General features: G+C 73.3%; 22 protein-coding genes. 16 read left to right on the forward strand and 6 right to left on the reverse strand.

What is annotated here, in order from left to right:
- The first annotated feature begins 567 nt into the window (after positions 1 to 567).
- Both G6R24_RS07150 and G6R24_RS07155 read left to right on the forward strand, forming a co-directional pair.
- Positions 568 to 1,254 (forward strand): hypothetical protein, encoded by a 687-nt coding sequence (locus tag G6R24_RS07150; RefSeq protein ID WP_163548377.1) that lies wholly within the window; start codon positions 568 to 570, stop codon positions 1,252 to 1,254.
- Between the two features lie 764 nt (positions 1,255 to 2,018).
- Positions 2,019 to 2,951, forward strand: coding sequence for a tetratricopeptide repeat protein (locus G6R24_RS07155; RefSeq protein ID WP_225438221.1), 933 nt, complete (start codon positions 2,019 to 2,021; stop codon positions 2,949 to 2,951).
- Here the strand turns inward: G6R24_RS07155 and G6R24_RS07160 are convergent.
- Positions 2,931 to 4,292 carry a DUF1015 family protein gene (locus tag G6R24_RS07160; RefSeq protein WP_163548392.1) on the reverse strand — a complete coding sequence of 454 codons (1,362 nt, stop codon included), beginning with the start codon at positions 4,290 to 4,292 and terminating at the stop codon, positions 2,931 to 2,933. The two genes, G6R24_RS07155 and G6R24_RS07160, sit on opposite strands and share 21 nt — an antisense overlap.
- Positions 4,293 to 4,532: 240 nt before the next feature.
- Between G6R24_RS07160 and G6R24_RS07165 the strand changes: the two genes are divergently transcribed.
- From G6R24_RS07165 to dmpI, 9 genes are all read left to right on the forward strand, one after another.
- The gene (locus G6R24_RS07165) at positions 4,533 to 5,000 is read left to right on the forward strand and encodes a tetratricopeptide repeat protein (RefSeq protein WP_163548378.1); all 468 of its coding nucleotides are present in this window, start codon (positions 4,533 to 4,535) and stop codon (positions 4,998 to 5,000) included.
- Positions 5,001 to 5,173: 173 nt separating this feature from the next.
- Positions 5,174 to 6,364, forward strand: a complete 1,191-nt coding sequence (locus tag G6R24_RS07170) for an HAD-IIA family hydrolase (RefSeq protein WP_420811348.1) — start codon at positions 5,174 to 5,176, stop codon at positions 6,362 to 6,364.
- Between the two features lie 92 nt (positions 6,365 to 6,456).
- A complete protein-coding gene (locus G6R24_RS07175; protein ID WP_163548379.1) occupies positions 6,457 to 6,642 on the forward strand; it encodes a hypothetical protein in 186 nt (61 codons plus the stop codon).
- A gap of 14 nt (positions 6,643 to 6,656) precedes the next feature.
- The gene (locus G6R24_RS07180; protein ID WP_163548380.1) at positions 6,657 to 7,688 is read left to right on the forward strand and encodes a TlyA family RNA methyltransferase; all 1,032 of its coding nucleotides are present in this window, start codon (positions 6,657 to 6,659) and stop codon (positions 7,686 to 7,688) included.
- Positions 7,685 to 8,572, forward strand: coding sequence for an NAD kinase (locus G6R24_RS07185; RefSeq protein ID WP_163548381.1), 888 nt, complete (start codon positions 7,685 to 7,687; stop codon positions 8,570 to 8,572). The genes G6R24_RS07180 and G6R24_RS07185 overlap by 4 nt, the downstream gene beginning before the upstream one ends.
- A gap of 149 nt (positions 8,573 to 8,721) precedes the next feature.
- A complete protein-coding gene (gene recN / locus G6R24_RS07190) occupies positions 8,722 to 10,476 on the forward strand; it encodes a DNA repair protein RecN (RefSeq protein ID WP_163548382.1) in 1,755 nt (584 codons plus the stop codon).
- A 23-nt stretch (positions 10,477 to 10,499) separates the two neighbouring features.
- Positions 10,500 to 10,901, forward strand: a complete 402-nt coding sequence (locus tag G6R24_RS23525; protein ID WP_175084732.1) for a LysR family transcriptional regulator — start codon at positions 10,500 to 10,502, stop codon at positions 10,899 to 10,901.
- Positions 10,902 to 11,070: 169 nt separating this feature from the next.
- A complete protein-coding gene (locus G6R24_RS21600) occupies positions 11,071 to 11,433 on the forward strand; it encodes a type 2 periplasmic-binding domain-containing protein (RefSeq protein WP_192029103.1) in 363 nt (120 codons plus the stop codon).
- A gap of 160 nt (positions 11,434 to 11,593) precedes the next feature.
- Positions 11,594 to 11,776, forward strand: coding sequence for a 4-oxalocrotonate tautomerase DmpI (dmpI, locus tag G6R24_RS07200; RefSeq protein WP_163548383.1), 183 nt, complete (start codon positions 11,594 to 11,596; stop codon positions 11,774 to 11,776).
- 110 nt (positions 11,777 to 11,886) lie between these two features.
- Here dmpI and G6R24_RS07205 read toward each other — a convergent pair whose 3' ends face one another.
- Together G6R24_RS07205 and G6R24_RS07210 are read right to left on the reverse strand one after the other, a co-directional pair.
- A complete protein-coding gene (locus G6R24_RS07205) occupies positions 11,887 to 12,813 on the reverse strand; it encodes an alpha/beta fold hydrolase (RefSeq protein ID WP_163548384.1) in 927 nt (308 codons plus the stop codon).
- Positions 12,814 to 12,893: 80 nt separating this feature from the next.
- Entirely contained in the window at positions 12,894 to 14,078 is a 1,185-nt protein-coding gene (locus G6R24_RS07210) for a hypothetical protein (RefSeq protein WP_163548385.1), read from the reverse strand.
- A 788-nt stretch (positions 14,079 to 14,866) separates the two neighbouring features.
- Here G6R24_RS07210 and G6R24_RS07215 point away from each other — a divergent pair.
- Together G6R24_RS07215 and G6R24_RS07220 are read left to right on the forward strand one after the other, a co-directional pair.
- Positions 14,867 to 16,930 (forward strand): CTP synthase, encoded by a 2,064-nt coding sequence (locus G6R24_RS07215; protein ID WP_163548386.1) that lies wholly within the window; start codon positions 14,867 to 14,869, stop codon positions 16,928 to 16,930.
- Positions 16,927 to 17,550 carry an NUDIX domain-containing protein gene (locus G6R24_RS07220; RefSeq protein ID WP_163548387.1) on the forward strand — a complete coding sequence of 208 codons (624 nt, stop codon included), beginning with the start codon at positions 16,927 to 16,929 and terminating at the stop codon, positions 17,548 to 17,550. The genes G6R24_RS07215 and G6R24_RS07220 overlap by 4 nt, the downstream gene beginning before the upstream one ends.
- 95 nt (positions 17,551 to 17,645) lie before the next feature.
- Here G6R24_RS07220 and G6R24_RS07225 read toward each other — a convergent pair whose 3' ends face one another.
- Positions 17,646 to 18,542 carry a PKD domain-containing protein gene (locus tag G6R24_RS07225; protein WP_163548388.1) on the reverse strand — a complete coding sequence of 299 codons (897 nt, stop codon included), beginning with the start codon at positions 18,540 to 18,542 and terminating at the stop codon, positions 17,646 to 17,648.
- 278 nt (positions 18,543 to 18,820) lie between these two features.
- On the reverse strand, positions 18,821 to 19,123 hold the full coding sequence (locus G6R24_RS07230; protein ID WP_163548389.1) for a hypothetical protein: 303 nt from the start codon (positions 19,121 to 19,123) through the stop codon (positions 18,821 to 18,823).
- Positions 19,124 to 19,557: 434 nt separating this feature from the next.
- Here G6R24_RS07230 and G6R24_RS07235 point away from each other — a divergent pair, with 434 nt between their 5' ends.
- A complete protein-coding gene (locus G6R24_RS07235) occupies positions 19,558 to 20,661 on the forward strand; it encodes a tyrosine recombinase (protein ID WP_476695816.1) in 1,104 nt (367 codons plus the stop codon).
- Between the two features lie 104 nt (positions 20,662 to 20,765).
- On the opposite strand, the gene G6R24_RS07240 is transcribed toward G6R24_RS07235, so the two are convergent.
- On the reverse strand, positions 20,766 to 20,984 hold the full coding sequence (locus G6R24_RS07240) for a hypothetical protein (protein WP_009742848.1): 219 nt from the start codon (positions 20,982 to 20,984) through the stop codon (positions 20,766 to 20,768).
- A gap of 451 nt (positions 20,985 to 21,435) precedes the next feature.
- Here G6R24_RS07240 and npdG point away from each other — a divergent pair, with 451 nt between their 5' ends.
- Positions 21,436 to 22,119: an NADPH-dependent F420 reductase gene (gene npdG, locus G6R24_RS07245; protein WP_163548391.1), complete on the forward strand. Its 684-nt coding sequence runs from the start codon at positions 21,436 to 21,438 to the stop codon at positions 22,117 to 22,119.
- A 31-nt stretch (positions 22,120 to 22,150) separates the two neighbouring features.
- The coding region (locus tag G6R24_RS07250) for a helical backbone metal receptor (RefSeq protein ID WP_225438224.1) at positions 22,151 to 22,931 on the forward strand (781 nt) is incomplete at its 3' end.

A 22,931-nucleotide genomic window follows, 5' to 3' on the forward strand; every position in this document is an offset into this window, starting at 1 on the left:
CGGGGTCGGAGGCGTGGGCGCGGAGTGGTAGCGCTGTCCTCTGCGGCCTCCGCGGCGACAGACAGGTGGGTCGGCGGAACGTTCACAGGTCCGCAGGTATGGGTCCGAGGCGGGCCGTGGTCGGGTGCCGAGGGGTAGCCGGTCGGGTGCCGAGGACTGTTCGGTGTGGGAACATCGGCATCCTCGAACAACCCTCGGCATCGGCAGACGCGAACCTCCGCCGCCCACCCCACGGCGCCGCGGTGGGGAGCGGATCGGAGCCGAGTGGGCGGGCCGGTGTGAGACGCAGTTGCGCTGCGCGGTCGGTTGGATCGCGGGGACGCGGATGACGGGGATGACCGTGATGGGGACCGGCTTGACCGTCCCCGTACTGTAGATCCGGTCGTCGTGCGGTGGAGAGGAAGCCGTGGGCCTGGTGGGCTCCGCGGCGCGGGTACGACGGGTGCGCGGGTGATCGCGCGGGTAGATGTCTGGGGTGTGCGGTACCTGCGGTGGTGCGGGCGGCAGACCAGTGGTGGCGGGTAAACGAAGGGGAACAACCGTTCATGGCAAGGGACGAAGCAGCTGATGGGGGCGACCGGCGACGGTCCGCCGGGGCCGGCGGGTCCGGGCGACCGGACGGAGGTCAGCGCCGCGGCGGCTGGTCCGGCCGGGACGGTGGGAGTTCCGGGCGGCCTGCGCGCGGCGGCGCCGCGGGCGCATCAGGCCGCGGTGGCGACGCCGTGCGTGGGGCCGGTGCTCGTGGAGCGGGCAGCTGGTCGGGTGCCCCCCGCGCTGGCGGGCGAGCGGATGCGGCGGGCGGGGCTGGTCGGGCACGTCCCGCGCAGGTTCGCCGGTTCGAGTCGACAGCCCGCGGTGGCCCGGCTCGCTCAGGCTCGGGCGGCGCCCCCTCGGGCGCTGGTAACCCGGATCGTCCTGCCTGGAAGGACCGCGGTGCCCGAGGTGACCGCGGGGACCGCAGCGGCGGAGGTCGTCCAGACGCCACCGGTGCGGGTCGTCCGAGCACAGGCGGTGCGGGTCGTCCGAGCACAGGCGGAGCTGGGCGTCCGAGCACAGGCGGAGCTGGGCGCACACAGACCGATCGGGGCAGATGGCAGGGTCCGCCCAACGGCGGCCAGGCCCGATCCGACCGGCCCGAACGCTTTGACCGAGCCGAGCGGGCCGACCGGCCCGAGCGGGCCCGGGGACCGGTGGACCGCCGTGACCGTGGGGCGGGCGACACGCGCGTCCCGCATGATCGTGCCGCTGGCGTGAGCCCGGGCAGGCCGGCGGCGGCCGGTGGTCGCACCAAGCTGGCCGCGGAGGCGGCGTGGCGCGCGCGTCGCACGGACCGGGTTCAGCCGGCGGCGTCGGCTGGGAGATCGTTCTCGGGGGACGGCGACCGACGCGGTACGCGTGGTGGTCAGGATGGTCGCTTCTCGACGTCCGCACGGGACGAGCGCGGCGCGCGACCGGCCGCGGATCGACGTCCACCAAGTGCGGATCGTGACCGCTCCGAGTCGACCAACCGGTGGCAGCGGCCATCGGGGCCGTCCGCGGGTGGGAGCCACCGGGCCGAGCAGGCGGAGGTCCGCACATCGCGTCCGCCGCGTCGCGACGATGGCGCTCGCTCGGACCGCGGCGAAGGTTCGGCTCGGCCCCCGTGGTCGGTGCGCCCGGAGCGGACCTCGCCTCGCTCCGACCGATCCACGGACCGGCCGGAGCGCTCAACGGCGCGTCCCGACCGTGGCTATGACCGGCCAGACCGCACGGCGCCGCGCTCGGATCGCCCGGCACGCCCGGAGTGGTCGCCGCGCCCGGAGCGGTCCTCCGGGCCCGCGCGGGAGGCAGCTCCGCGTCGCGACGGATGGTCCGAACGGGCGGGCTCGGGACGTCCCCACGGCGATGCTCGGACGTCTCGCCCCGAGCCCTCGGCCCGCTCTGACAGTTCCTCGCGTCCGGATCGGCCGTTCCGGCCTGACAGTTCGTCGCGTCCGGATCGGCCGTTCCGGCCCGAGGGGGGTAGTCGGCGGCCGCGGGTGGTCACGCCGCCGCTGCCGGAGGAGGCCCGTGCGGACCTGCTCGACCAGGACGTCCGACGGTCGTTGCGTGGTCTGCCGTCCAGTCTGGCGGACACGATCGCCCGGCATCTCGTCGCGACGGCTCTGCTGCTCGACGACGATCCGGCCACGGCGCTCAACCATGCCCGGGCAGCGGCCGACCGGGTGCCGCGACTCGCGGCAGTTCGGGAAGCCGTCGGTATCGCGGCCTACCACGCGGGGGAGTACGCCACCGCCCTGCTCGAACTGCGGGCGGCCAGGCGGATCGATGGCTCGGCCCACAACCTGCCGCTCATGGCGGACAGCGAACGAGGTCTTGGCCGGGCTGACCGGGCGATCGCCTATCTTCGCGATCCCCAGGCCGAAAGCCTCGACCCGGCGGCCCGCGCGGAGCTGCTGATCGTGGTTTCCGGCGCCCGTCGTGACCTCGGTCAGCCGGACGCCGCCGTGCTGCTGCTGCGGGATCTGGCCAACGTCAAGGGCACGCCGCCGCCGTGGGCCCCCCGTCTCTGGTACGCCTACGCCGAGGCGCTGCTCGCGGCCGGACGGGACGAGGAGGCGGCCCGCTGGTTCACGTCCACCGCGGCCATCGACGAGGGCGAGACCGACGCGGCCGCCCGGGCGTACTTCATCACCACCGGTGAGCTTTTGCCGCAGGACGAGGACCTCGACGAGGACGACACCGAGGACCTCGACGGGGAGCTCGACGCCGAAGACGCGCAGGAGAGCCTGCTCGAGGATCTCTCCGCGTCGGACGACGAAGGCTTCGAGGACGACGACGACGATGACGAAGACGGTGAGGACGAGGACGGCGAGGCTGCCGGGTCGGTAGCGGTCGACGCGCCGCAGGCGCCGGCCGCCGGCACGCGGGAGACACCGCAGGCGGGGACCTCAGGAGACGAGCGGGCGTAGCAGCAGGCCGGTGCGGGGCTTGGGGGTGAACAGGGTCGACTTGCGCGGCATCCGTTCACCCGCCTGCGCCACGGCGGTGACGTCCTCGACCGGGGTCGGGTTGAGCAGCAGGGCGGTGCCGCCGGACGCGGACGCGGCCGCGATCGCCGCGGGCACGTCATGGTGGTAGTCGACGACATCCACCGTGTCGGGCAGACCCCACACGTCCACGATCAGGGCGAGGTGGGCGATGGTCACGTCGAGGCGTCGGAAGGCCTCGGAACGGTCGGCGGGCAGGCTGCGCGCGAGCAGCGCCGGGTCGGGTGCGATGAGCAGGTGGGACGCGGCGCCGTCGGTGAGCACGAAGGCGGGCCCGTGCCGTCCGGCCGCGGCCAGTTCCGCGAGCAGCCAGTCCCCGTCGGCGGTGGCACCGCTGGCGGTGGGCGGTGCGGTGAGTGGGTGGACGGTGAAGGCCGCGCTGGCGCGGCGGACGGCTTCGGCCAGGGGCAGCGCACCGATCGAACGGTGGATCGCGTGTACCCGCGGGCCGGAGACGGTGGCATCGACGAGGAACGCGAGCCCGAAGTCCCAGGGGCCGGGACCGTCGCCGGCGGCGTGCCGCTGCGCCTGGTACTGCCGGTAGGTGGCGTAGCGGTGGTGACCGTCGGCGATGACGGCTCGCCGGGGTAGCAGGTCCGCGGCGACGGTGTCGAGGGTCGCCGGGTCGTCCACCAGCCACAGCCGGTGGGTGACACCGTCGTCGGTGGTGGTCTCGACGGTCGGGGTGGTCGTGACGACCGTGGCCACCAGCCGACTGGTCTGGCCGCCACCCGCGTACAGCAGGAAGATCGGCTCGAGGTTGGCCTCGGTGGCCTGGGTCAGGGCCAGCCGGTCCGCGACCGGGCCGGCCATCGTGTTCTCGTGCGGCAGGATGATCCCGGCCGCCGGATCGGCGAGGGCGACCGCGCCGATCAGACCACGCTGGACATGCCCGTCCTGTTCCTCCTCGCAGATGTACACCGCTGGCCGTTCGTCGCGGCGCAGCACCCCCGAGGCGAGCCAGTCGCGCAGCGTGGCGGCGGCGGCCGGGTAGTCGTCGCCGGGCAGGATCAGCCGCACCACGTTGTGCTCGTCGCTGGCCCAGAGCCGGGCCCGTTCGGCCTCGTCGATGATGTCGTAGGGCGGTGAGGTGCGGGCGGCCAGGGCCGCCCCGTCCACGTCGAACCTGGCCGCCCGGATCGGCGCCAGGACAAGACCCGCCGGCTCCGGGACGGAGGCCGGCCCCGGCGCGGCTGCCGGTGGCACGGGGTCGGACGCGGGTGGCACACCTGGGTTGGGTCCGTGGGCGTCGGTGTTCACCATGAGCCGCATGCTAGAACCGCCGACGGTCACCGCGGGGCAGACAGCGGTCACGCCACGAAAGTGATCATTATCCGATCCGGGGGTCTGGGGGACGACGTGCGGCGACACTGGGGATCGGGCCCTGGACCACGGGCCGGTGGGGGCGTCCGGGAGTGCCCGTGCGTGCGGCGGTGTTGGTCCGCAGGGACGGGTCTGCCAGCGGATCGCCGGACGGTGAACGCCTACGTCGTGGAGGTGGAAATGGCTGACGACACCAGCCGCCCGACACACGGACCGGACGATCCCCTCGCGGGCGTCGAGCGTGGCCACGCACCCCCCGAGGGGGCCCGTTCGGGCCCCGCCGGCGAGGTCTACGACTGGTACACCCGGGGGATGGCACTGCTCGGCCACGGCGATGCGAACGCCGCCGTGCAGCTGCTCGCGCACGCGGTCGCGGCGGAGCCGGCATCCCCGAGTGTGCGGGAGGCGCTTGGCCGGGCCCAGTTCAGCGCCGGGCAGTACGTGGCGGCCCGCGAGACCTTCGCCTGGATCGTCGATCGCCATCCCACCGACGACTACGCCCAGTTCGGCCTGGGCCTGTCGGCCCGCAAGCTCGGCGATCTGCGGGCCGCGGTGGAGCATCTGGCCCTGGCCGTGGCGATGCGTCCGGACATCAGCCACTACGGCGTCGCGCTGCGCGGAGCCCGCGCCGCCCTCGCCCGCGCCTGAGCACCCTCCCACCGGACGACCCCGCCCGACGACCCCGCCCGACGATCTTCCCAGCGGACGACCTTCCCGCCGGACCGAACAGAGGAGAGACATTCGTGGCTGTCGGAGCGGACACCGTCATCGAGTCGGACGGCACGTCGGACGGCACGTCGGACGGCACGAGGTCGGACGGCATATCGGACGACACGAACACGTCGGACGGCGCGAAGGGGAATGCCGCGCGGGCGGGGCGCGCCCCGTTGCAGGGCAGCGACCAGGCCCTGGTCGAGCTGTTCGACGTGGCGCTGATGGATCTGGACGGTGTGGTCAACCGTGGTGGGGCCGCCGTGCCCCACGCCGCCGACGTGATCGCCCGGGCCGCCGAGCGGGGACTGCGCACGGTGTACGTCACCAACAACGCGCTGCGCCCACCGGAGGCGGTCGCCGACCGGCTGACCGGGTTCGGCGTGCCGGCGCAGGCCTCCGACGTGGTCACCTCCGCCCAAGCCGCCGCGCATGTCCTGGCGGGGCGGCTCGCCGCGGGCAGCCGGGTGCTGGTGCTCGGTGGACGTGGGCTGCGCGAGGCGGTCACCGCCGAGGGGCTCACCCCGGTGGAGCGGGCCGACGACGAGCCGGTCGCGGTCGTCCAGGGCTTCGACCCCGAGCTCACCTATGCCCGTATCGCCGAGGCCGCCTACGCCATCCGCGCCGGTGCCTGGTGGGTGGCCAGCAACGCCGACCGGACCGTCCCCACCGAGCGGGGCATCGCGCCGGGCAACGGCTCGATCGCCGCGCTGCTTTCGGCGGCGACCGACCAAATCCCCCTGGTCACCGGCAAACCGGAGGCGGCCATGCACGCCGAGTCGATGCGCCGCAGCGGGGCCCGCACCCCGATCATCGTCGGCGACCGCCTCGACACCGACATCGAGGCCGGTACCCGTTCGGGCACACCGACCCTGCTGGTGTTCACCGGCGTGACCACCCCCGCCGAGCTGTTCGCCGCCCCGCCCGAGCACCGTCCCACCTACATCGCCGACGACCTGCGCGGCCTGCTGCGCCCCGCCGCCGCCGCCGTCCCGACCCGTCCCGCACCGGATGTCCCAGCGTCGGTCTCGGACGACGCGGCGGACGGGGGGTTCGCCGCCACCTGCGGGCGCTGGACGGCCACTGTCGTGGACGGCACGCTGACCTGGTCGTCCACACCGGGTGGGAGTGTGTCCGAGCCGGGTGGGAGTGTGTCCGAGGGGGACGACGGGCTGGACGGGTTGCGGGCCGCGTGCGCCGCGGGGTGGGCGGCGGCCGACGCGGGGGTGCCCGTCCAGCGGGTCGCCGACGAGCGGCCGCCGGGCTGCGAGGGGCTGCGCGCGCCGGGCGGGCGGGGCTGACGGTCACGACGCCGCGGGCATGAGATACGTCGCATGCCATCTGTCGGAGCGGACCGTCGCATCCGCGACCGAAAGTGCGGGAGGCTGACAGAGTGAACACCGACAGTCTGCCCGCCGAGATCCAGGCTGCCCTTGCCCGGCTGGACACCCTCGACGTCGTGGCGACGTCGGCACACGTGGAGGTCTTCGAGGAGATGAACCGTCTGTTGGCCGAGGCCCTCGCCGACCTGGACGGCTCCGGCGGGACGGCGTCCGGCGCGGCCCGTCCGGCGCCCTGAACCGGGTCACGGACATGCCCTCGCGTCGCGTGCGGCTGGACCGGGAGCTCGTCCGGCGTGGGATGGTCCGCAGCCGGGAGCAGGCGGTCGCCGCGATCAGCTCCGGCCGGGTGCTCGTCGGCGGCATCCCGGCGACCAAGGCGGCGACCGTCGTCGATGGCTCCACCTCGATCGCGCTGGCCGCGGGGGACGACCCGGGCTGGGCGTCCCGCGGTGCGCACAAGCTGCTCGGTGCCTTCGCGGCGTTCGGCGTCCCGCCGCTCGCCGACCCCGATCGGCCGGGCGCGGATCCGAGTTCGTCCCAGCCGGTGGAGGTGGACGGCGCCGCCGTGGCAGGTGACGCCGCTAGGGGTGGCGTGGCTGGCGGGGTGGGGGAGTGGCCGGTGCTGGTGGTGGCGGGGCGGCGGTGCATGGATGTGGGGGCGTCCACCGGTGGGTTCACCGATGTGCTGCTGCGCCACGGGGCCGCGTCCGTCGTGGCGGTCGATGTCGGCTACGGGCAGTTGCTGTGGCGGCTTCAGGCCGACCCGCGGGTGCAGGTGCTGGACCGGACCAACGCCCGGGCGCTGACCGCGGCGGCCGTCGGCGAGCCGGTCGAGCTGGTGGTGGGCGACCTGTCGTTCATCTCGCTGACGCTCGTCCTGCCCGCGCTGCGCGCCTGCGCCACCCCGGACGCCGACCTGGTCCTGCTGGTCAAACCACAGTTCGAGGTCGGACGGGACCGGCTGGGCGCCGGCGGCGTGGTGCGCGACCCGGCCCTGCACGCCACCGCCGTGCGTGACGTCGCCACCGCCGCGGGGCAGCTGGGGTTGGGTGTGCGGGGGGTCACGGCCAGTCCGCTGCCGGGGCCCGCGGGCAACGTCGAGTACCTGCTGTGGCTGACCGCCGGCGCCCCACCCCTCGATCTGGACGACCTCACCGCCGCGATCGCCACCGGTCCCGCCGGCTCGGCCGGTCCAGCCGGTCAGGTCGGCTCGAGTGGCTCGAGTGGCTCGAGCGGCCAGGCCGTGCCCGCGGGCCACGCGCGTCCCGGAGCGGCCGAATGACGCGTGAGGTGCTGCTGGTCACCCATCCGCGCCGGTCGGTGGTGCGGGACAGCGCGCAGCAGGTCATCGAGGGGCTCACCGCGGCGGGGATCAGCCCGCGGGTGCTGCGCGGTGAGGCCGAGCAGCTTGACCTCACCGGCGCCGCGGTCGTCCCGCATGACCCGGACGCGGCCGTCGGGGTGGAACTGGTCGTCGTCCTCGGGGGGGACGGGAGTCTGCTGCGCGGCGCCGAGTTCGCCCGCACCGCCGACGTGCCGCTGCTGGGCGTCAACCTCGGGCATGTCGGGTTCCTCGCCGAGGCCGAACCGGAGGCGCTCGCGTCCACCATCGACCATGTCGTGCGCAAGGACTACACGGTCGAGGACCGGATGACCGTCGACGTCACCGTCCGCCGGCAGGGGACGTTGCTCTACACCGGCTGGGCGCTCAACGAGATGTCGCTGGAGAAGGCCGAGCGGGCGCGGATGCTCGAATGCGTCCTGGAGATCGACGGGCGTCCCCTGTCGCGCTGGGGCTGCGACGGGGTGATCTGCGCGACGCCGACCGGGTCGACGGCGTACGCGTTCTCCGTGGGCGGGCCGGTGATGTGGCCCGGGGTCGAGGCGCTGCTGGTCGCGCCGATCAGCGCGCACGCGCTGTTCGCCCGGCCACTGGTGCTCGCGCCCAGGGCCACCGTCGCCGTGGAGGTGCTCGAACCGGTGCCCGGCATCCTGTACTGCGACGGCCGGCGGCTGCTCGAGGTGCCGCCGCAGTCGCGGGTCGAGGTGGTCCGCGGCGGACGGCCGGTGCGCCTCGCCGTGGTGCATCCGCGGCCGTTCACCGACCGGCTCGTCGCCAAGTTCGACCTGCCGGTGGCCGGCTGGCGGGGCCGCGCCGAACGCTGACGTCCCGCCGCGTCGAACCCGCCACGTCCGGTGATGCCATGGGCCGCAGGGGGCGGACGGGGGCGCACGACGGCCAAGGATGTGCGGCGTTGCGGGTGTCGGGCAGTGAGGATGTCGGGGAATGCGGTGGTGCGGCTAGAGTTCGGGTCGTGCTCGAGGAGATTCGCATTCGCGGCCTCGGAGTCATCGACGACGCCGCCCTCGGTCTCGCCGCCGGCCTCACCGTGGTAAGTGGCGAGACCGGCGCGGGCAAAACCATGATCGTCCAGGGGTTGGGGCTGCTCACCGGCGGCCGGGCCGACTACGGGCTGATCCGGCCGGGGGTCGAACGGGCCTTCGTCGAGGGGCGCCTGGTCATCCCGGTCGACTCCGGCGTGGCCGCCCGGGTCCGCGAAGCCGGCGGGGACCTGGACGACGACCCCGGCGGCGTCGTGCTCGTCGTCGGGCGGACGTTGACGGCCGAAGGCCGCTCCCGGGCCCAGGTGGCGGGCCGGTCGGTGCCGGCGAGCCTGCTCGGTGAGATCGCCGAGGACCTCATCGCCGTGCACGGGCAGTCCGAGGCACAGCGGTTGCTGCGTCCATCCACCCAGCGGGAGGCGCTCGACCGGTTCGCCGGTGAGACGGTCGCGAAACCCCGCTCCCGCTACGCCACGGTGTACGCCGAGCTCACCCGGGTCAGCCGCGCCCTCACCGAGATCACCGAACGCTCCCGCGAGCGTGAGCAGGAAGCCGAACTGCTGCGGATCGGCCTCGCCGAGGTGGAGCGGGTGCAGCCCGAACCCGGTGAGGACAGCACCCTCGGCGCCGAACTCAACCGACTCGAACACGCCGAGACCCTGGTCCGCACCGCCCGCACCGCGCACGCGGCGCTGCTCAGCGACCCGGCGTCCGGCTCCGACGAGCCGGGCGGCGCCGATCTGGTCTCGGTGGCCCGCCGGGTCATCGGCGGCGACGCCGACCTCGACTCCGAACTCGCCGCTCTCGGCGCGCGCCTCACCGAGATCGGGATGCTGCTCACCGACGTCGCCGCCGACCTCGCCTCCTACGCCGAGGGCATCGACGCCGACCCCGTCCGTCTCGGCGACGCCCAGGCCCGCAAGGCCGCCCTGACCAGCCTCACCCGGGCCCACGGCACCGACATCGACGGTGTCCTCGCCTGGGCCGACCAGGCCGGGCGTCGCCTGCTGGAACTGGACGGCAGCGCCGAGTCCGCCGAGTCCCTCACCGCCCGCCGCGACGAACTGACCGCCGAGCTCGCCGGCCTCGCCGCCGAGATCACCGGCGCCCGTCTCGCCGCCGCCACCCGTTTCGGCGAGGCTGTCGCCGCCGAACTCGCCGGCCTCGCCATGCCCCGCGCCCGCGTCCAGGCCGCGGTCTCCCAACGCGACGACCCCGCCGGGCTGCCCATCGCCGAGCGCACCGTCGCCTACGGGCCCTCCGGTGTCGACGACGTGGAACTACGCCTCGTCCCCCATCCCGGGGCGCCGGCCCGCCCGGTGCACAAGGGCGCGTCCGGCGGTGAACTCTCCCGGGTGATGCTCGCGATCGAGGTGGTGCTCGCCGCCGCCGACACCGGCTCCACCATGGTCTTCGACGAGGTCGACGCCGGTGTCGGCGGCCGGGCCGCCGTCGAGATCGGCCGGCGCCTCGCCCGCCTCGCCCGCACCCATCAGGTCATCTGCATCACCCACCTGCCGCAGGTCGCCGCGTTCGCCGACCGCCACCTGGTCGTCCACAAGGCCGACGACGGTTCGGTCACCCGCAGCGGCGTGATCACCCTGGACGACGCCGGCCGGGTCCGCGAACTGTCCCGGATGCTCGCCGGCCAGGAGAACAGCTCGCTGGCCCGCGGCCACGCCGAGGAGCTCCTCGCCGCCGCCGCCGCCGACAAGGCCCGACCCTGACCGCCCGGCGCTGACCGTCCGGCATGGAGCTGCGCCAGCTGCGTTACGTCGTCGCCGTGGCGGAGGAAGGGCATTTCGGCCGGGCCGCCGAGCGGCTGTGCACCGGGCAGCCCGCGGTCAGCCAGCAGGTGCGCCGCCTCGAACGTGAACTCGGCATCGACCTGTTCGACCGCACCCCCCGCGGGGTGCGGCTGACCGCCGCCGGTGAGCTCTTCCTGCCCGAGGCCCGCGCGGTCCTCGCCGCCCAGGACCGGGCGCGGGCGGTGGCAGCCCGGCTCGCCGGCGAGTACACCGGAACACTGCGGCTGGGTACCAGCCGTGGTCTCGGCGAGCGGCTGGCCGCCGTCCTCGAACGGCTGCGGTGGCGTGCCCCGCACCTGGAGGTCGACCTGGTCGCGGCGCCGACCCGGGTGCGCCTCGACTAGGTGGCCGCCGGCACGCTGGACGCCACCTTCCTGCGCGGCACGGATGTGGGCGGCGCCTGCCGGGCCATCGAGGTGTGGGAGGACCCGCTGGTCGTCGCCCTACCGGCCCGCCACGAGCTCGGCGCAGGTGCCGGCCTCGGTACCGGTGCCGACGCCGAGGCCGACCCGGGTGTCGCGCTCGCCGACCTGGCCGCTCTGCCGCTGCGCCTGGTGCCCCGCGCACGCAATCCCGTCCTGGTGGACCTGGGTCCTGCACGCCTGCCGCGACGCCGGTTTCCAGCCGGTGCCGAGCCCGCTGACCGGCAGCACCCTCGAGGACACCCTGGCCGCGATCGGCGCGGGCACCCCCACCTGGACGGTTCTGTACGCGGCGCACGCTCAGGGACTGCACGCCCCGCGGGTGGCCTTCCGGACGCCGCGTGGCACCCGACTGTCGGTGCCCACCTCCCTGTGCGTGCGCGCCACCGCCCCGACGCCGTACCTGCCGCTGCTGTTGGACGCCTGCGCCGCCGCGGGGCATCACGATTCGTGATGACGGCCAGCTCCGAATGCGTCTTTGTGGACGGCCGCGACCGGGATGAACTGGTGACACCGGCCGCACCTGACCGGTCACCGGCGCTCGGCGCGACCGCGCCCGCCGCCCTGACGCCCCGCCGCCCCGATGGCGAAGCGTCCCAGGACAGGAGACCCCCATGCCGATCGTCACCGTGCAGCAGGGACCGCGCGACATCGAACTCAAGCGCCAGCTCGTCCGGCGCATCACCGATGCCTTCGTCGACACCCTTGCGCTCCCCGCCGAGACCGTCCAGGTGTGGATCCAGGAGGTGCCCACCGACAGCTGGGCGATCGCCGGCACGCTCACCGCCGACGCGTAACCACCCGCCGGGGCCATGACCAGGTCCGGACCTCGACCGCCACCGGCCAGGCCAGGCCAGGCCAGCGGTGGCGGTCGAGGAACCGATCAGCCGAGCGGCCCGCTGGCCGGTCACGCCGCGCCGCCGCCGGTCAGGAGCAGCGTTGCAGGAACGGGTGCAGCGCCCGCGTGACCAGGTCGGGGGCGGTAGCCGTGACGAAATGGTTCTGCCCGGCCAGAACCACCTGTTCCACCTGCGACAGGGTGCCGACGAGCGCGTCCATCGTCTCCGGAAGGGGCGACCAGGACTCGGAGCCATCGGATCACCAGAGTCGGTGATCCGATGGCTGACCACCGGGTCACATCCTCGCTGTCAGTGGTCATCGCCTCCAGATCATGCAGCGCCGCGCGGGCGATCCGGAGCCGCACCGCCGCACCGGCGGGATCCCGATCGTCCACCGGGACCCGCGTCCCGGTGCTGGTTACGTCCGGGTCGCCGTCCGGCGGGTCGTCATCGTCGGAGCCGGCCAGCAGGGTCGCCGGGGCGCGTGCGACCTGCTGGGCGAACAGCCGGGACGCGCCGGTGAGGTCATCGGCGGCGAGCAGGGCCCGGTACTGGCTGAGGACCGGCACCAGCCCCGGCCCGGCGGCGAACAGCGGTGGCTCGAACAGTGCGAGCGCGCCGAGTGCGTGCGGATCGGTAAGCGCGGTGTGCAGCGCGAGCGTCGCCCCGTAGGAGCCGCCGACCAGATGCGCCCGGCGGCCCGTGCCCGCCTGGTCGTGCGCGGCGGCGAGGACCGCCAGCACGTCGTGCACCTCGGCGGCGAACGTGTTTGCCTGGTTCGGCGTGTCACTGGGAGCATGACCGCGCCTGGCCATGAGCCAGCATTCGAAACCGTCGCTGAGGCCCTCGGCGACAGCCTGGAACGAGTCCAGCCCGCCGTATGAGCCATGTACCAGCACCACCGGCTGCCCGGCCCCGACGCGGCGCACCCCGATCCGAGTGCCGTCCGCCGAGACCACCTGCCCGTCCGTGGCCACGTCTCGTCGATCCGTCACCAACCGATCTTCTCACGCCGCCCGGGGGCCGATGGGTTCGAGCCGGCCGGGCGGCGGCCGACGAAGATGGTCACGCCGCGCTAGTCGGCGTTGACGGTGCCCCGCTCGTGCTTCCCGTTGGCCCACACGCACACGCCGTGCGGGGGAAAGTCGACCCAGCCGTCGGTGGTGTTCCGGCCCTGCACCCACTTGGTGTTGACGCCGTTGAGATCAGCCTTGTCGGCGTGGACGACACCCCATTTCTTCGCGCCGGTGCTGACATTGACACCGTCCTCGGGGAAGGTGATGTAGCCGTCGGTCGTCGCCCGGCCCTGCACCCATTGCGCGTTCACGCTGGTGACGTCGGCCTTGTCGGCGTGCAGGCTGCCCCAGCCGCCGTTGTTGTTGTTGTTGAGGTTCACGCCGGTGTCGACGAAGGTGATCGAACTCTTCTTCCCGTCCGCCGATCCGCGCACCACCGGGGTGTCGACGCCGCCGGTGGCCGCCACCGCGCCGCCCACGGTCACGTCGCCGGTCACGGTGACGGCGTCGAAGGTGGGTGTGCGCAGGTGGACGGTGGTGGTGAGGGAGTAGCTGCGGGTGCCGTCGGTGGCGACCAGGGTGTAGGTGGCGTCCCGCTGCGGGGCGTCGGCCGTGGGGGGCGCCCATCGCCCACCGCTGGCGGGCCGCGGGGTGCCGTCCGGTCCGACGATCGTGTAGGTGAGATCGGCTCGGCCCTCCCACCGCAGCACGACGTCGGATCCCTTTGCCACCAGGGACTGCTCGGGCCGGAAGTCACGCGGTAGATCGGGGATCGGCAGCCGCCGCGGCGCCTTCTTCAACAGTCCCAGCACACTGGTACGCCGGGACGGCTGGGCGGTTCCGTGCGCGGCTTCCTCCTGGATGGTCAGTGCCACCACTCCCTCGGCGGTACTGACCGGAATGTCCTTCAGCACCAGCACAATGGACGCACCCGGAGCCACCGTGAGCGCGGTCGCGGTGGGGCTGGCCGAAGCCCGGAACGCCTGCGCGGTGCTCTGCCAGCCGAACGTCGCCCCGGCGGCGTTCTCGATCCGGGCCTGGACCGAGCCGGGACTGGTGGTGAGATCACCCGCGCCGGTGCCGACCGGCACGTGGACGTCGATGGTGCGCCACTTCACCGCCCGCGTCTGCGTGTTGGTGGCGAGCACGTGCACCGCGCCCACCGAGGGCGTCGACCCGCCCACCGGCGATGTCACCAGCGGAACGGGGTCGGTGATGAGCGTGTAGGTCAACAGCGAGGACATGGTCGCGACCCCTTTTACCCGTGTGGACTCGACATACTCGACCGGGACCGTCGGTCACAGATCCGATGGTCCCGGGATTTCGGGACTTTCGTCTCGATGTTCTTCTGGGAGTTCTTTCCATGGCGCGCCGACATACCGGTGTGCCGACGTACTGGCCCACCGGTATGTCGGATCGCCGTTTCGGAGGTTCGTGGTTCGCCGGTGCGAAGGTGCGAAGGTGCGGGCGAGGTTGCCGCATCATGATGGCCGGTGGAACGTCAAAGAACCATCTGGGGCATCGCCATGACGAGGCCGCGCGGATTCGAAAAATGTCAGCGGGAGGTGGACCCCAGGCGAACGCCGGGGCTTTCGTGGTTGACACGCTAATCGGTGCGTCGCAGATGCGGTGCCTGTTTCGGCAAGACCGAAAAACTTTGTGCGCCGACCGCCCCAGGCGCCGATTGATATGTCGACGATCAACCGCCGCCGCCCAGAGCTTCCGTGCGCCCCCCACCGGCCCTGAACGTCCCACGAATCGTCGCGCCGGCACGCCGGTGCCAAAGGCCACGGAAGGTGACCGAGCCCCGGATCGGGCCGTGGGGTGAGACCCGCCCGGGTCGCCGCTGGGTGGTCGCGTCCGTTTTGTCCGCTGCGGCGGCCGGTGTGACCGGATCCTGCCCCGGTGTCCTGTCGCCGGCCGTGATGGTGGGCAGGGGTGGCCGGCGATGGCAGGGCGGCGGAGAGCTGTTACCGTGAAGTCCCGTGGAGACGCCGGGTCCGGACCGGCGGCGTGACCACGGGAGTTTCGTGTGGGCCAGTCGCATGTCACCAAGCACATCTTCGTCACCGGCGGGGTCGCCTCGAGCCTGGGCAAGGGGCTGACGGCTTCGAGCCTGGGCCGGTTGCTGAAGGCTCGTGGCCTGCGCGTCACGATGCAGAAGCTCGACCCCTACCTCAATGTTGACCCGGGCACGATGAACCCGTTCCAGCACGGAGAGGTGTTCGTCACCGACGACGGCGCCGAGACCGACCTGGATATCGGGCACTACGAACGTTTCCTCGACGTCAACCTGGACAGCAGCGCGAACGTCACCACCGGCCAGGTGTACTCGGCGGTGATCGCTCGCGAGCGGCGCGGGGAGTACCTCGGGCAGACGGTGCAGGTCGTCCCGCACATCACCGATGAGATCAAGGACCGGATTCGCCGGCTGGCCGGTGACCACGTCGACGTGGTCATCACCGAGGTCGGTGGGACGGTGGGCGACATCGAGTCGCTGCCGTACCTGGAGGCGATCCGGCAGGTCCGCCATGAGGTGGGCCGGGACAACGCGCTGACCGTGCATGTGAGCCTCGTGCCGTATCTCGCACCGTCCGGTGAGCTCAAGACCAAGCCGACGCAGCACTCGGTGGCGGCGTTGCGCAGCATCGGACTGCAGCCGGACGCGGTGGTGTGCCGGTCGGACCGGCCGCTGCCCGACGGTCTCAAGAAGAAGATCGCGCTGATGTGCGACGTCGACGACGAGGCTGTGGTCGGCGCACCGGACGCGAGTTCGATCTACGACATCCCGCGGGTGCTGCACCGGGAGGGGCTCGACGCCTACGTGGTGCGCCGCCTGGGACTGTCGTTCCGCGACGTCGACTGGACCGAATGGGACACGCTGCTGCGCCGCGTCCACCAGCCGAAGAACACGGTGACGATCGGCATCGTCGGCAAGTACGTCGACCTGCCGGACGCCTACCTGTCGGTCACCGAGGCGCTGCGGGCCGGTGCGTTCGCCACCGACACCCGGGTGGAACTGCGCTGGATCACCTCGGACGAGTGTGACTCCGCGCAGCAGGCCGCGGCGCAGCTGCACGGCGTCGACGGGATCATCGTGCCCGGCGGATTCGGCATCCGCGGTATCGAGGGCAAGCTGAGCGCGCTGCGCCACGCCCGGGAGAACCGCATCCCGACCCTGGGTATCTGCCTGGGCCTGCAGTGCATGGTGATCGAGGCGGCCCGCAACCTCGCGGGTCTGGCGGGTGCGAACTCCACCGAGTTCGCGCCGGACACCGATAGCCCGGTCATCTCGACGATGGCCGACCAGCACGAGGTCGTCGCCGGCACCAGGGACATGGGCGGGACGATGCGCCTCGGGCTCTACACCTGCGTACTGGAGCCCGCCACCATCGCGCGACGCGAGTACGGCGCCGCCGAGGTGGACGAACGCCACCGGCACCGCTACGAGGTCAACAACGACTACCGCGACCAGCTGGCCGCGGCGGGCTTGGTCTTCTCCGGGACCTCGCCGGACGGTCGCCTGGTGGAGGTCGTCGAACTGCCGGCGGACGTGCATCCCTACTATGTCGGCACGCAGGCCCATCCCGAGTTCCGTTCCCGTCCGACCCGGGCCCATCCGTTGTTCCGTGGCCTGGTCGCGGCGGCCCTGCTGCACGCCGACCGGCGCCGGGGCGTCCTGCCGGTGGACCTGCCCGTCGGACTGCCCGCGGAGCCGGCCATCGAGTCGTTCATCGAGCCCGCGGCGCAGGTGACCGCGAGCTCCGCGTCGCCGTCGCCCTCCGCACCCGCGGCGGCACCGACGGCACCGACGGCGGCGGGGACGGCCGCTGGCCGAGGGGCGGGACGGCGTGGGTCGGGCGCGGGACGCTCCGGCGCGACGGCCTCCAACGGCGTGGCCTCGTCCAACGGTGTGGCGCCGTCCAACGGTGTGGCGCCGTCCAACGGTGTGGCGCCGTCCAACGGTGTGGCGCCGTCCAACGGTGTGGCGCCGTCCAACGGTGTGGCGCCGTCCAACGGGGTGGCCTCGTCCAACGGGGTGGCCTCGTCCAACGGCGTGGTGGTGGGCGATGGCGGCGCGCTGGTGTCGCCGTGACATCCGCCGAGCATCATTACGAGACCACCGAGAGTTCGGTCGCCTACACCGGGCGGATCATCGCCGTGCGGCGCGACCTCGTCCGGATGCCGGACGGGGATGTCTCCCAGCGTGACGTGATCGTGCATCCCGGCGCGGTGGGGGTCGTGGCGCTCGACGAGGACCAGCGTGTCGTGCTGGTCCACCAGTATCGGCATCCGGTCGGTGGCCCCCTGTGGGAACTGCCCGCCGGCATCCTGGACGTGGCCGGCGAGCCGGCGAGCGTGGCCGCCGCGCGGGAGTTGGCGGAGGAGACGGGGCTGTGGGCTGACCGCTATGACCTGCTGGTCGACGCCTGGTCCTCACCGGGGATGACCGACGAGGCCTACCGGGTGTTCTTGGCCCGTGGCCTGCACGAGATCCCGGCGGAGCAGCGGCACGTGCCCGAACACGAGGAGGTCGACATGGGCGTGGCCCGGATCGACCTCGACGAGGCGGTGCGTCGGGTCCTGCACGGCGAGATCACCAACGGGATGGCGGTCATCGGCCTGTTGGCGGCCGACCGCTGCCGGTCCGCCGGCTTCACCGGGCTGCGCCCGCTCGACGCGCCCTGGCCCGCCCGCCCGGCCCACAGCGGCTGACCGACCGGTCCGGCAGGCCAAGGTCCGGCAGGTCGAGGTCCGGCATCGGCGGCCCGTGACGACGGCGCTGTCCCTGAGCATTCGGGGGCAGCGCGCTAGTCGTTGTGGACGAGGACGCCGGACGCCTCGTTCACGACCAGAGGTTGCACGGCGGCGAGGACGACGGCGTCGAGCGGAAAGGCCTGCGCGACGCCGGGAACGGTGAAGGTGCCCTGCCAGGTGACGGTCAGCGTCACCTGGTGGTCACCGGCATGGTCGTAGGTGTGGCTGACATAGGCGTCCGGGTGTTCCCGGGGAGAGATCGCCGTGTCGTACGGGCGCCCTGGCGCGTCGGGGCCGATGTCACCGTCGCCGAACTCCCACCGGTAGTGCGGGACGGCGCTGATGGTGGCGACCACCGGCTCCTCCACGTTGAACGTGTACGTGTTCGGGACGGGCGTGTAGAGAATCGTCGCGAGACCCGCGAAACTGCGGCCGGACGGGGAGATCACGATGGTCGGTTTCGGCAGGATCTTCTCGCGCAGGTAGTCGTTGAGCGCGGCCTGCACGGCCGCGAGCGGGACGGCGTTCGTGGCCGGAATCAGATAGTTGAAGTTGAGGCAGCCCGCTGACTGCTGCTCCCACTGCGCCCGTACCTCGGGGGACATCTGGGTGTTCTTGCCGAGCACCTCGAGCATCTCGCAGATGACGGTCGGATCGTCCTGGCAGAACTCGCCGCAGTGGGCCGCCCACCGCCCGGTGCCGGTGCCGGCGTCGGTGGCGTCCGATATTCGTTCGAGCTTGCCGTCGTGGTAGCGGTACTGGTAGCCCTGCGCGGTGGCCCGGGTGTCGCAGGCTCCCCACAGCACGTCACCGCAGGGAACCATGGTGTCGTTGGGAGCGGCGACGGCCCGGCCGGCCCCCAGACCGCCCGACCACCCCGAGCCGCCCGACCCACCCGGCCAGCTCGACCCGCCTGGCCAGGTGGGCATCGCCACGCCGGCGCAGGTCATCACCACGGCCACCACCAGGATCAGCGCCGCCCGGTGCGCAGGCCGCCGGTGCCGGTGCCGGCGGGGGTCGGCGGGGTCAAGAGGGGCCCGCCGCGTAGCGCAGGGTCTGGATGCGCCAGCCGCCCGCGGTGAGGGTGAGCTGCGCGGTCGCGGCGCGGGCGGGGACACCGGCGGCGTCCTCGACGTGCCGCCCGGCCGCGTCGAGCAGGCCGACGGTCGCCGTGCGCAGGGTGAAGGAGGCGGTGGCGGCCAGGCCCGCGTACGGCTGGGCCGTGAGGTCACTGAGCTGGTAGGCGGGTGCGTCGGCGTGCAGGCCCGCGCTGGGCCAGCGAGCGCGACACCCCGACGTCCAGGGCGCAGGTCTGACAGCCCTCCAGGGCCGTCGCTGTGATCACCGCGAGGCGTCCGGCTCGGGTGGCATCGTTGATCTCCTGGAAGTACGCCGCGACGGTACGCACGGCGGCGGGAGCGCTGACATCCGGCGTCGGGACGGCGCTGGTGCCGCTCGCCGTCGGGCTCGCACCACCGGCCCCCGAATGGACGGGGAGCGCGGCACCCTGCGGCCCCCCGACCCGCCGCACGAGGACATCAGCTCCGCTCCCAGCACGAACCCGACCAGCAGGACGAGCCCCCGCCGCCGCAGGTGCACCCGCGCCCGGCGCCGCGACGTCGGCGATACCGCGACCGCCTGAGCCGCAGACGAAGCCGGTGCGACGGCCCCGGATGGCACCGACGGCGCCGACCGCCGTGGCGATGGCCCCCTCAGCGACCCGGGTGACGCAGGGTGCGGACCGCGGGGCGGCATGGTGACGTCGATGATGGTGACCCCCAGCCGTGCGGCGCGACGTGATGGTCCGGTGGCCATCCGCACAGATCGCCAGAATAGCCGTCGAATCGCGGCATGTGGACGGGCAGCCGCAGACAACTGCCAGCAGGTCCTACTATCAGGTTGATGATGGCGGCCGACGGCGACGAACCCCTCGGGGAGCGTCCTAACGTGCCCGTCGCCAACGCCGTGCACCTGGCCGGCACCGGGCCTCTCGCCAGCGGCGGGTCCTTCGCTGAGGTCGGGCCGGCGGATGTGGTCGCCCGTTATCTCCACCACCTCGAAGGCGAGCGTGGCCTCGCCCGTAACTCGGTCCTCGCCTACCGTCGCGATCTGCGGCGGTATCTCGTCCATCTGGCCGCGCGGGGGTTGCCTTCGTTGGACGCGGTGGGCGAGGCGGAGGTTGCCGGTTTCGCCGCGGCGCTGCGCGCGGGGGACGACGAGCATCCGCCGCTGGCCGCCGCGTCCGTGGCGCGGATGCTCGTCGCGGTGCGGTCCCTGCACCGCTTCGCCGCCGAGGAGGGGGACGTGCGTGAGGACGTCTCGAAGCCGGTACGGCCGCCGGCGCCGCCGCGGCGTCTGCCCAAGGCGCTCACCGTCGACCAGGTGAGCGCGGTGCTGGCCGCCGCGGGCGGCCAGCACGCCACGGCCCCTGCCACGTCCGGTGGCAGCGGTGATGCGCTGGAGGCCGCCCGTCGGCTCCGGGCCACCGCCCTGCTGGAACTGCTCTACGGGACCGGCGCGCGTATCTCCGAGGCGGTCGGCCTCGACCTCGACGATCTGGACCTCGAAGCCGCGTCCGTGCGCCTGCACGGCAAGGGGGGGCGCGACCGGGTCGTCCCGCTGGGGCGCTGCGCGGTGCTGGCGCTGGCGGACTATCTGCGGGCGGCGCGGCCGCGTCTGGCCGCGGCCCGCTCGGGGGCGGCGGTGTTCCTGTCGCGACGCGGCACCCGACTGTCCCGCCAGAGTGCGTGGACACAGCTACGCACCGCGGCCGCGGCGGCGGGGGTGGACGGCGTGTCACCGCACGTGCTGCGGCACTCCTTCGCCACCCACCTGCTCGACGGGGGCGCGGACGTCCGGGTCGTGCAGGAGCTGCTGGGGCATGCCTCGGTGAGCACGACCCAGATCTACACCCTCGTGACGGTCGACCGGCTCCGTGAGGTGTATGCCACATCACACCCACGTGCGCTCGCCACCGGCGGCCCGGCCACGCGTGGCCGCCCGGGCGACGAGGGTCCTGCCGTGGATCGTCCCGCCCGGGGATTCAGCGAGCCCACCGCGAGGTTCTGACCCGGCGGCACCTGCCGTGGATCGGCTGCGGTGAGCTGGACGTCAGCCTCCGGCGTGGCGCGCTGCGGTGCGGCCAGCGCCAGGAGGGTCACCCGGGTGCGGGTTCAGGACGGGGTGTACGGCCCAAGGCTCGGCATGCCGTTCGAGGGTGCCGAGGTGGGAACCCCGCCGACGCCGCCCACCGCCTGGGTGCTGCGCTCCGCGAGCGTCTCGCCCACCTTGCGCGCGATCGCCTCCATCAGGCGCAGCGCCTGCGGCAGCGACAGGTTCAGTACCACTTCGCTGTCGTTCGTCATCGCGAAGCGAACCGATACGTCCGCCATTGCTCGACCTCTCTCGCCTGTTTCGTTAGATCTACCCGTTGCGTGTGAAACCGAACGGTACGGCCCATCCCCGGCCAACGCACGCCCGGGGTTACCGGACCCGCCCGGAGCATCGCCATGGGTGCCGTTCCGCTCGCTGACGGTGGTGATCCACGAGCTGTAACTCTCTGTCACGTGCGCTGCTCCTCTGCCGGTAGCGACGTGTGTGGGAACCCGTCTGCCCGGTCGAAAGTCCCGGCCGGCGAGCGCGAGATGATCGGACACGTAGCTGTCCCGTTGTTCATGCATAGTCCCTCATTGCCCCCGGCTGTCCGTCGGCGGGTGGGGGTGCCATGAGTCGGTGCGCCGGAGGGTGAACGATCTGGTTCCGGCCGTCCAGGCCGCCGGCCTGCGGGTTCACTCCCGGTCGCCGAAACGCGCGGCGGACGGACGACTCGGGCAGGATGGCAGGGTGACCTCGCCCAAGCATGTTCCCGCGGACGTACCCGACCTCTCCATCGGCATTCTTGGCGGTTCCGGACCGCAGGGCGGCGGCCTCGGGCTGCGTTTCGCCCAGGCCGGGCACCTCGTGCTCATCGGTTCGCGTTCCACCGAGCGTGGCGAGGAAGCCGCCGCCAAGCTCGCCGGACCGGGCCTGCGCATCGAGGGCGCCGACAACGCCACCGTCGCCGCGCGGGCCGACGTCGTCATCGTCGCCGTCCCCTGGGACGGGCACCGCGAGACGCTCGAGTCGCTGCGCGGCCCGCTGACCGGGAAGATCGTCATCGACTGTGTCAACCCGATGGGCTTCGACAAGGGCGGCGCCTTCGCCCTGCCCGTGCCGGAGGGCAGCGCCGCCCAGCAGGCCGCCGCCGTCCTGCCCGAGAGCACGCTCGTCGGTGCCTTCCATCACGTCTCCGCCGTCCTGCTCGCCGACGAGACGGTCGAGTCGATCGACACCGACATCCTCGTGCTCGGCGACGACCGCGCCGCCACCGACCTGGTCGCCGCACTCGCGGAGCGCATCCCCGGGATGCGCGGCATCTACGCCGGCAAGCTGCGCAACGCCGGTCAGGTGGAGGCGCTCACCGCCAACCTGATCTCGATCAACCGCCGGTACAAGGCCCACGCCGGCCTGCGCGTCACCGACGTCTGACCGGACTGGACGAGCCGGGATCGGACTGACCGTGACGCGGGGAGCGCCGGACCGTCGGGCCACGTCGACGCACCTCGATGACCTCGGGTTCGCCGTGGCCGTTCCCGACCGGATCGAGCGGGTGGTCTCGCTGGTGCCGAGCCTCACCGAATCGGTCGCCCGCAGCGCCCCCGGGCTGCTCGTCGGGGCGACCGACTGGTGCGGCGAACCACCCGGGCTCGAGGTCACCCGCATCCGCGGCACGAAGAACCCCGACCTGGCGGCGATCGTCGCCCTCGCCCCGGACCTCGTGCTCGCCAACGCCGAGGAGAACCGGGCCCCCGACCTCACCGCCCTGCGGGACGCCGGACTCGCGGTCTGGGTGACCGCGCCCACCACCGTCGACGGCGCGCTGCACAGCCTCGACCGGATGCTACGGCTGGCCTGCCACCTACAGCGTCCCCCCTGGTGGGAGCAGGCCCGGGCCCTCTGGTCGGCGCCCCCACCGCCGGGACCGCGCCGCCGGGCCCTGGTACCCATCTGGCGCCGGCCGTGGATGGCGGTGGGCCGTGACACCTTCACCGGGGACGTACTGCGCCGGCTCGGCGTCGACAACGCGCTGGCCGACGCCGACCAGCGCTATCCCCGGTTCGACCCGGCCACGGTGCCCCCGCACGACCTGGTCGTCCTGCCGGACGAGCCGTACGCGTTCAGCCCCACCGACGGCCCCGAGGCGTTCACCGCGCCGGCGGTGTGCGTCTCGGGGCGCCTGCTGACCTGGTACGGCCCGTCCCTGGTGGCGGCGCGCACGGAACTCGCCGCCGCGCTCGCCC

It is taken from the genome of Candidatus Frankia nodulisporulans (genome assembly GCF_902806475.1).
GTDB lineage: Bacteria > Actinomycetota > Actinomycetes > Frankiales > Frankiaceae > Frankia > Frankia umida.

Bases quoted from the DNA above. Each gene is read 5' to 3' on its own strand.
- G6R24_RS07150 (WP_163548377.1), top strand. From the start codon at position 568: ATGGGGGCGACCGGCGACGGTCCGCCGGGGCCGGCGGGTCCGGGCGAC.
- G6R24_RS07160 (WP_163548392.1), bottom strand. From the start codon at position 4,292: ATGGTGAACACCGACGCCCACGGACCCAACCCAGGTGTGCCACCCGCG.
- G6R24_RS07165 (WP_163548378.1), top strand. From the start codon at position 4,533: ATGGCTGACGACACCAGCCGCCCGACACACGGACCGGACGATCCCCTC.
- G6R24_RS07180 (WP_163548380.1), top strand. From the start codon at position 6,657: ATGCCCTCGCGTCGCGTGCGGCTGGACCGGGAGCTCGTCCGGCGTGGG.
- G6R24_RS07185 (WP_163548381.1), top strand. From the start codon at position 7,685: ATGACGCGTGAGGTGCTGCTGGTCACCCATCCGCGCCGGTCGGTGGTG.
- G6R24_RS23525 (WP_175084732.1), top strand. From the start codon at position 10,500: ATGGAGCTGCGCCAGCTGCGTTACGTCGTCGCCGTGGCGGAGGAAGGG.
- dmpI (WP_163548383.1), top strand. From the start codon at position 11,594: ATGCCGATCGTCACCGTGCAGCAGGGACCGCGCGACATCGAACTCAAG.
- G6R24_RS07210 (WP_163548385.1), bottom strand. From the start codon at position 14,078: ATGTCCTCGCTGTTGACCTACACGCTCATCACCGACCCCGTTCCGCTG.
- G6R24_RS07225 (WP_163548388.1), bottom strand. From the start codon at position 18,542: ATGACCTGCGCCGGCGTGGCGATGCCCACCTGGCCAGGCGGGTCGAGC.
- G6R24_RS07240 (WP_009742848.1), bottom strand. From the start codon at position 20,984: ATGGCGGACGTATCGGTTCGCTTCGCGATGACGAACGACAGCGAAGTG.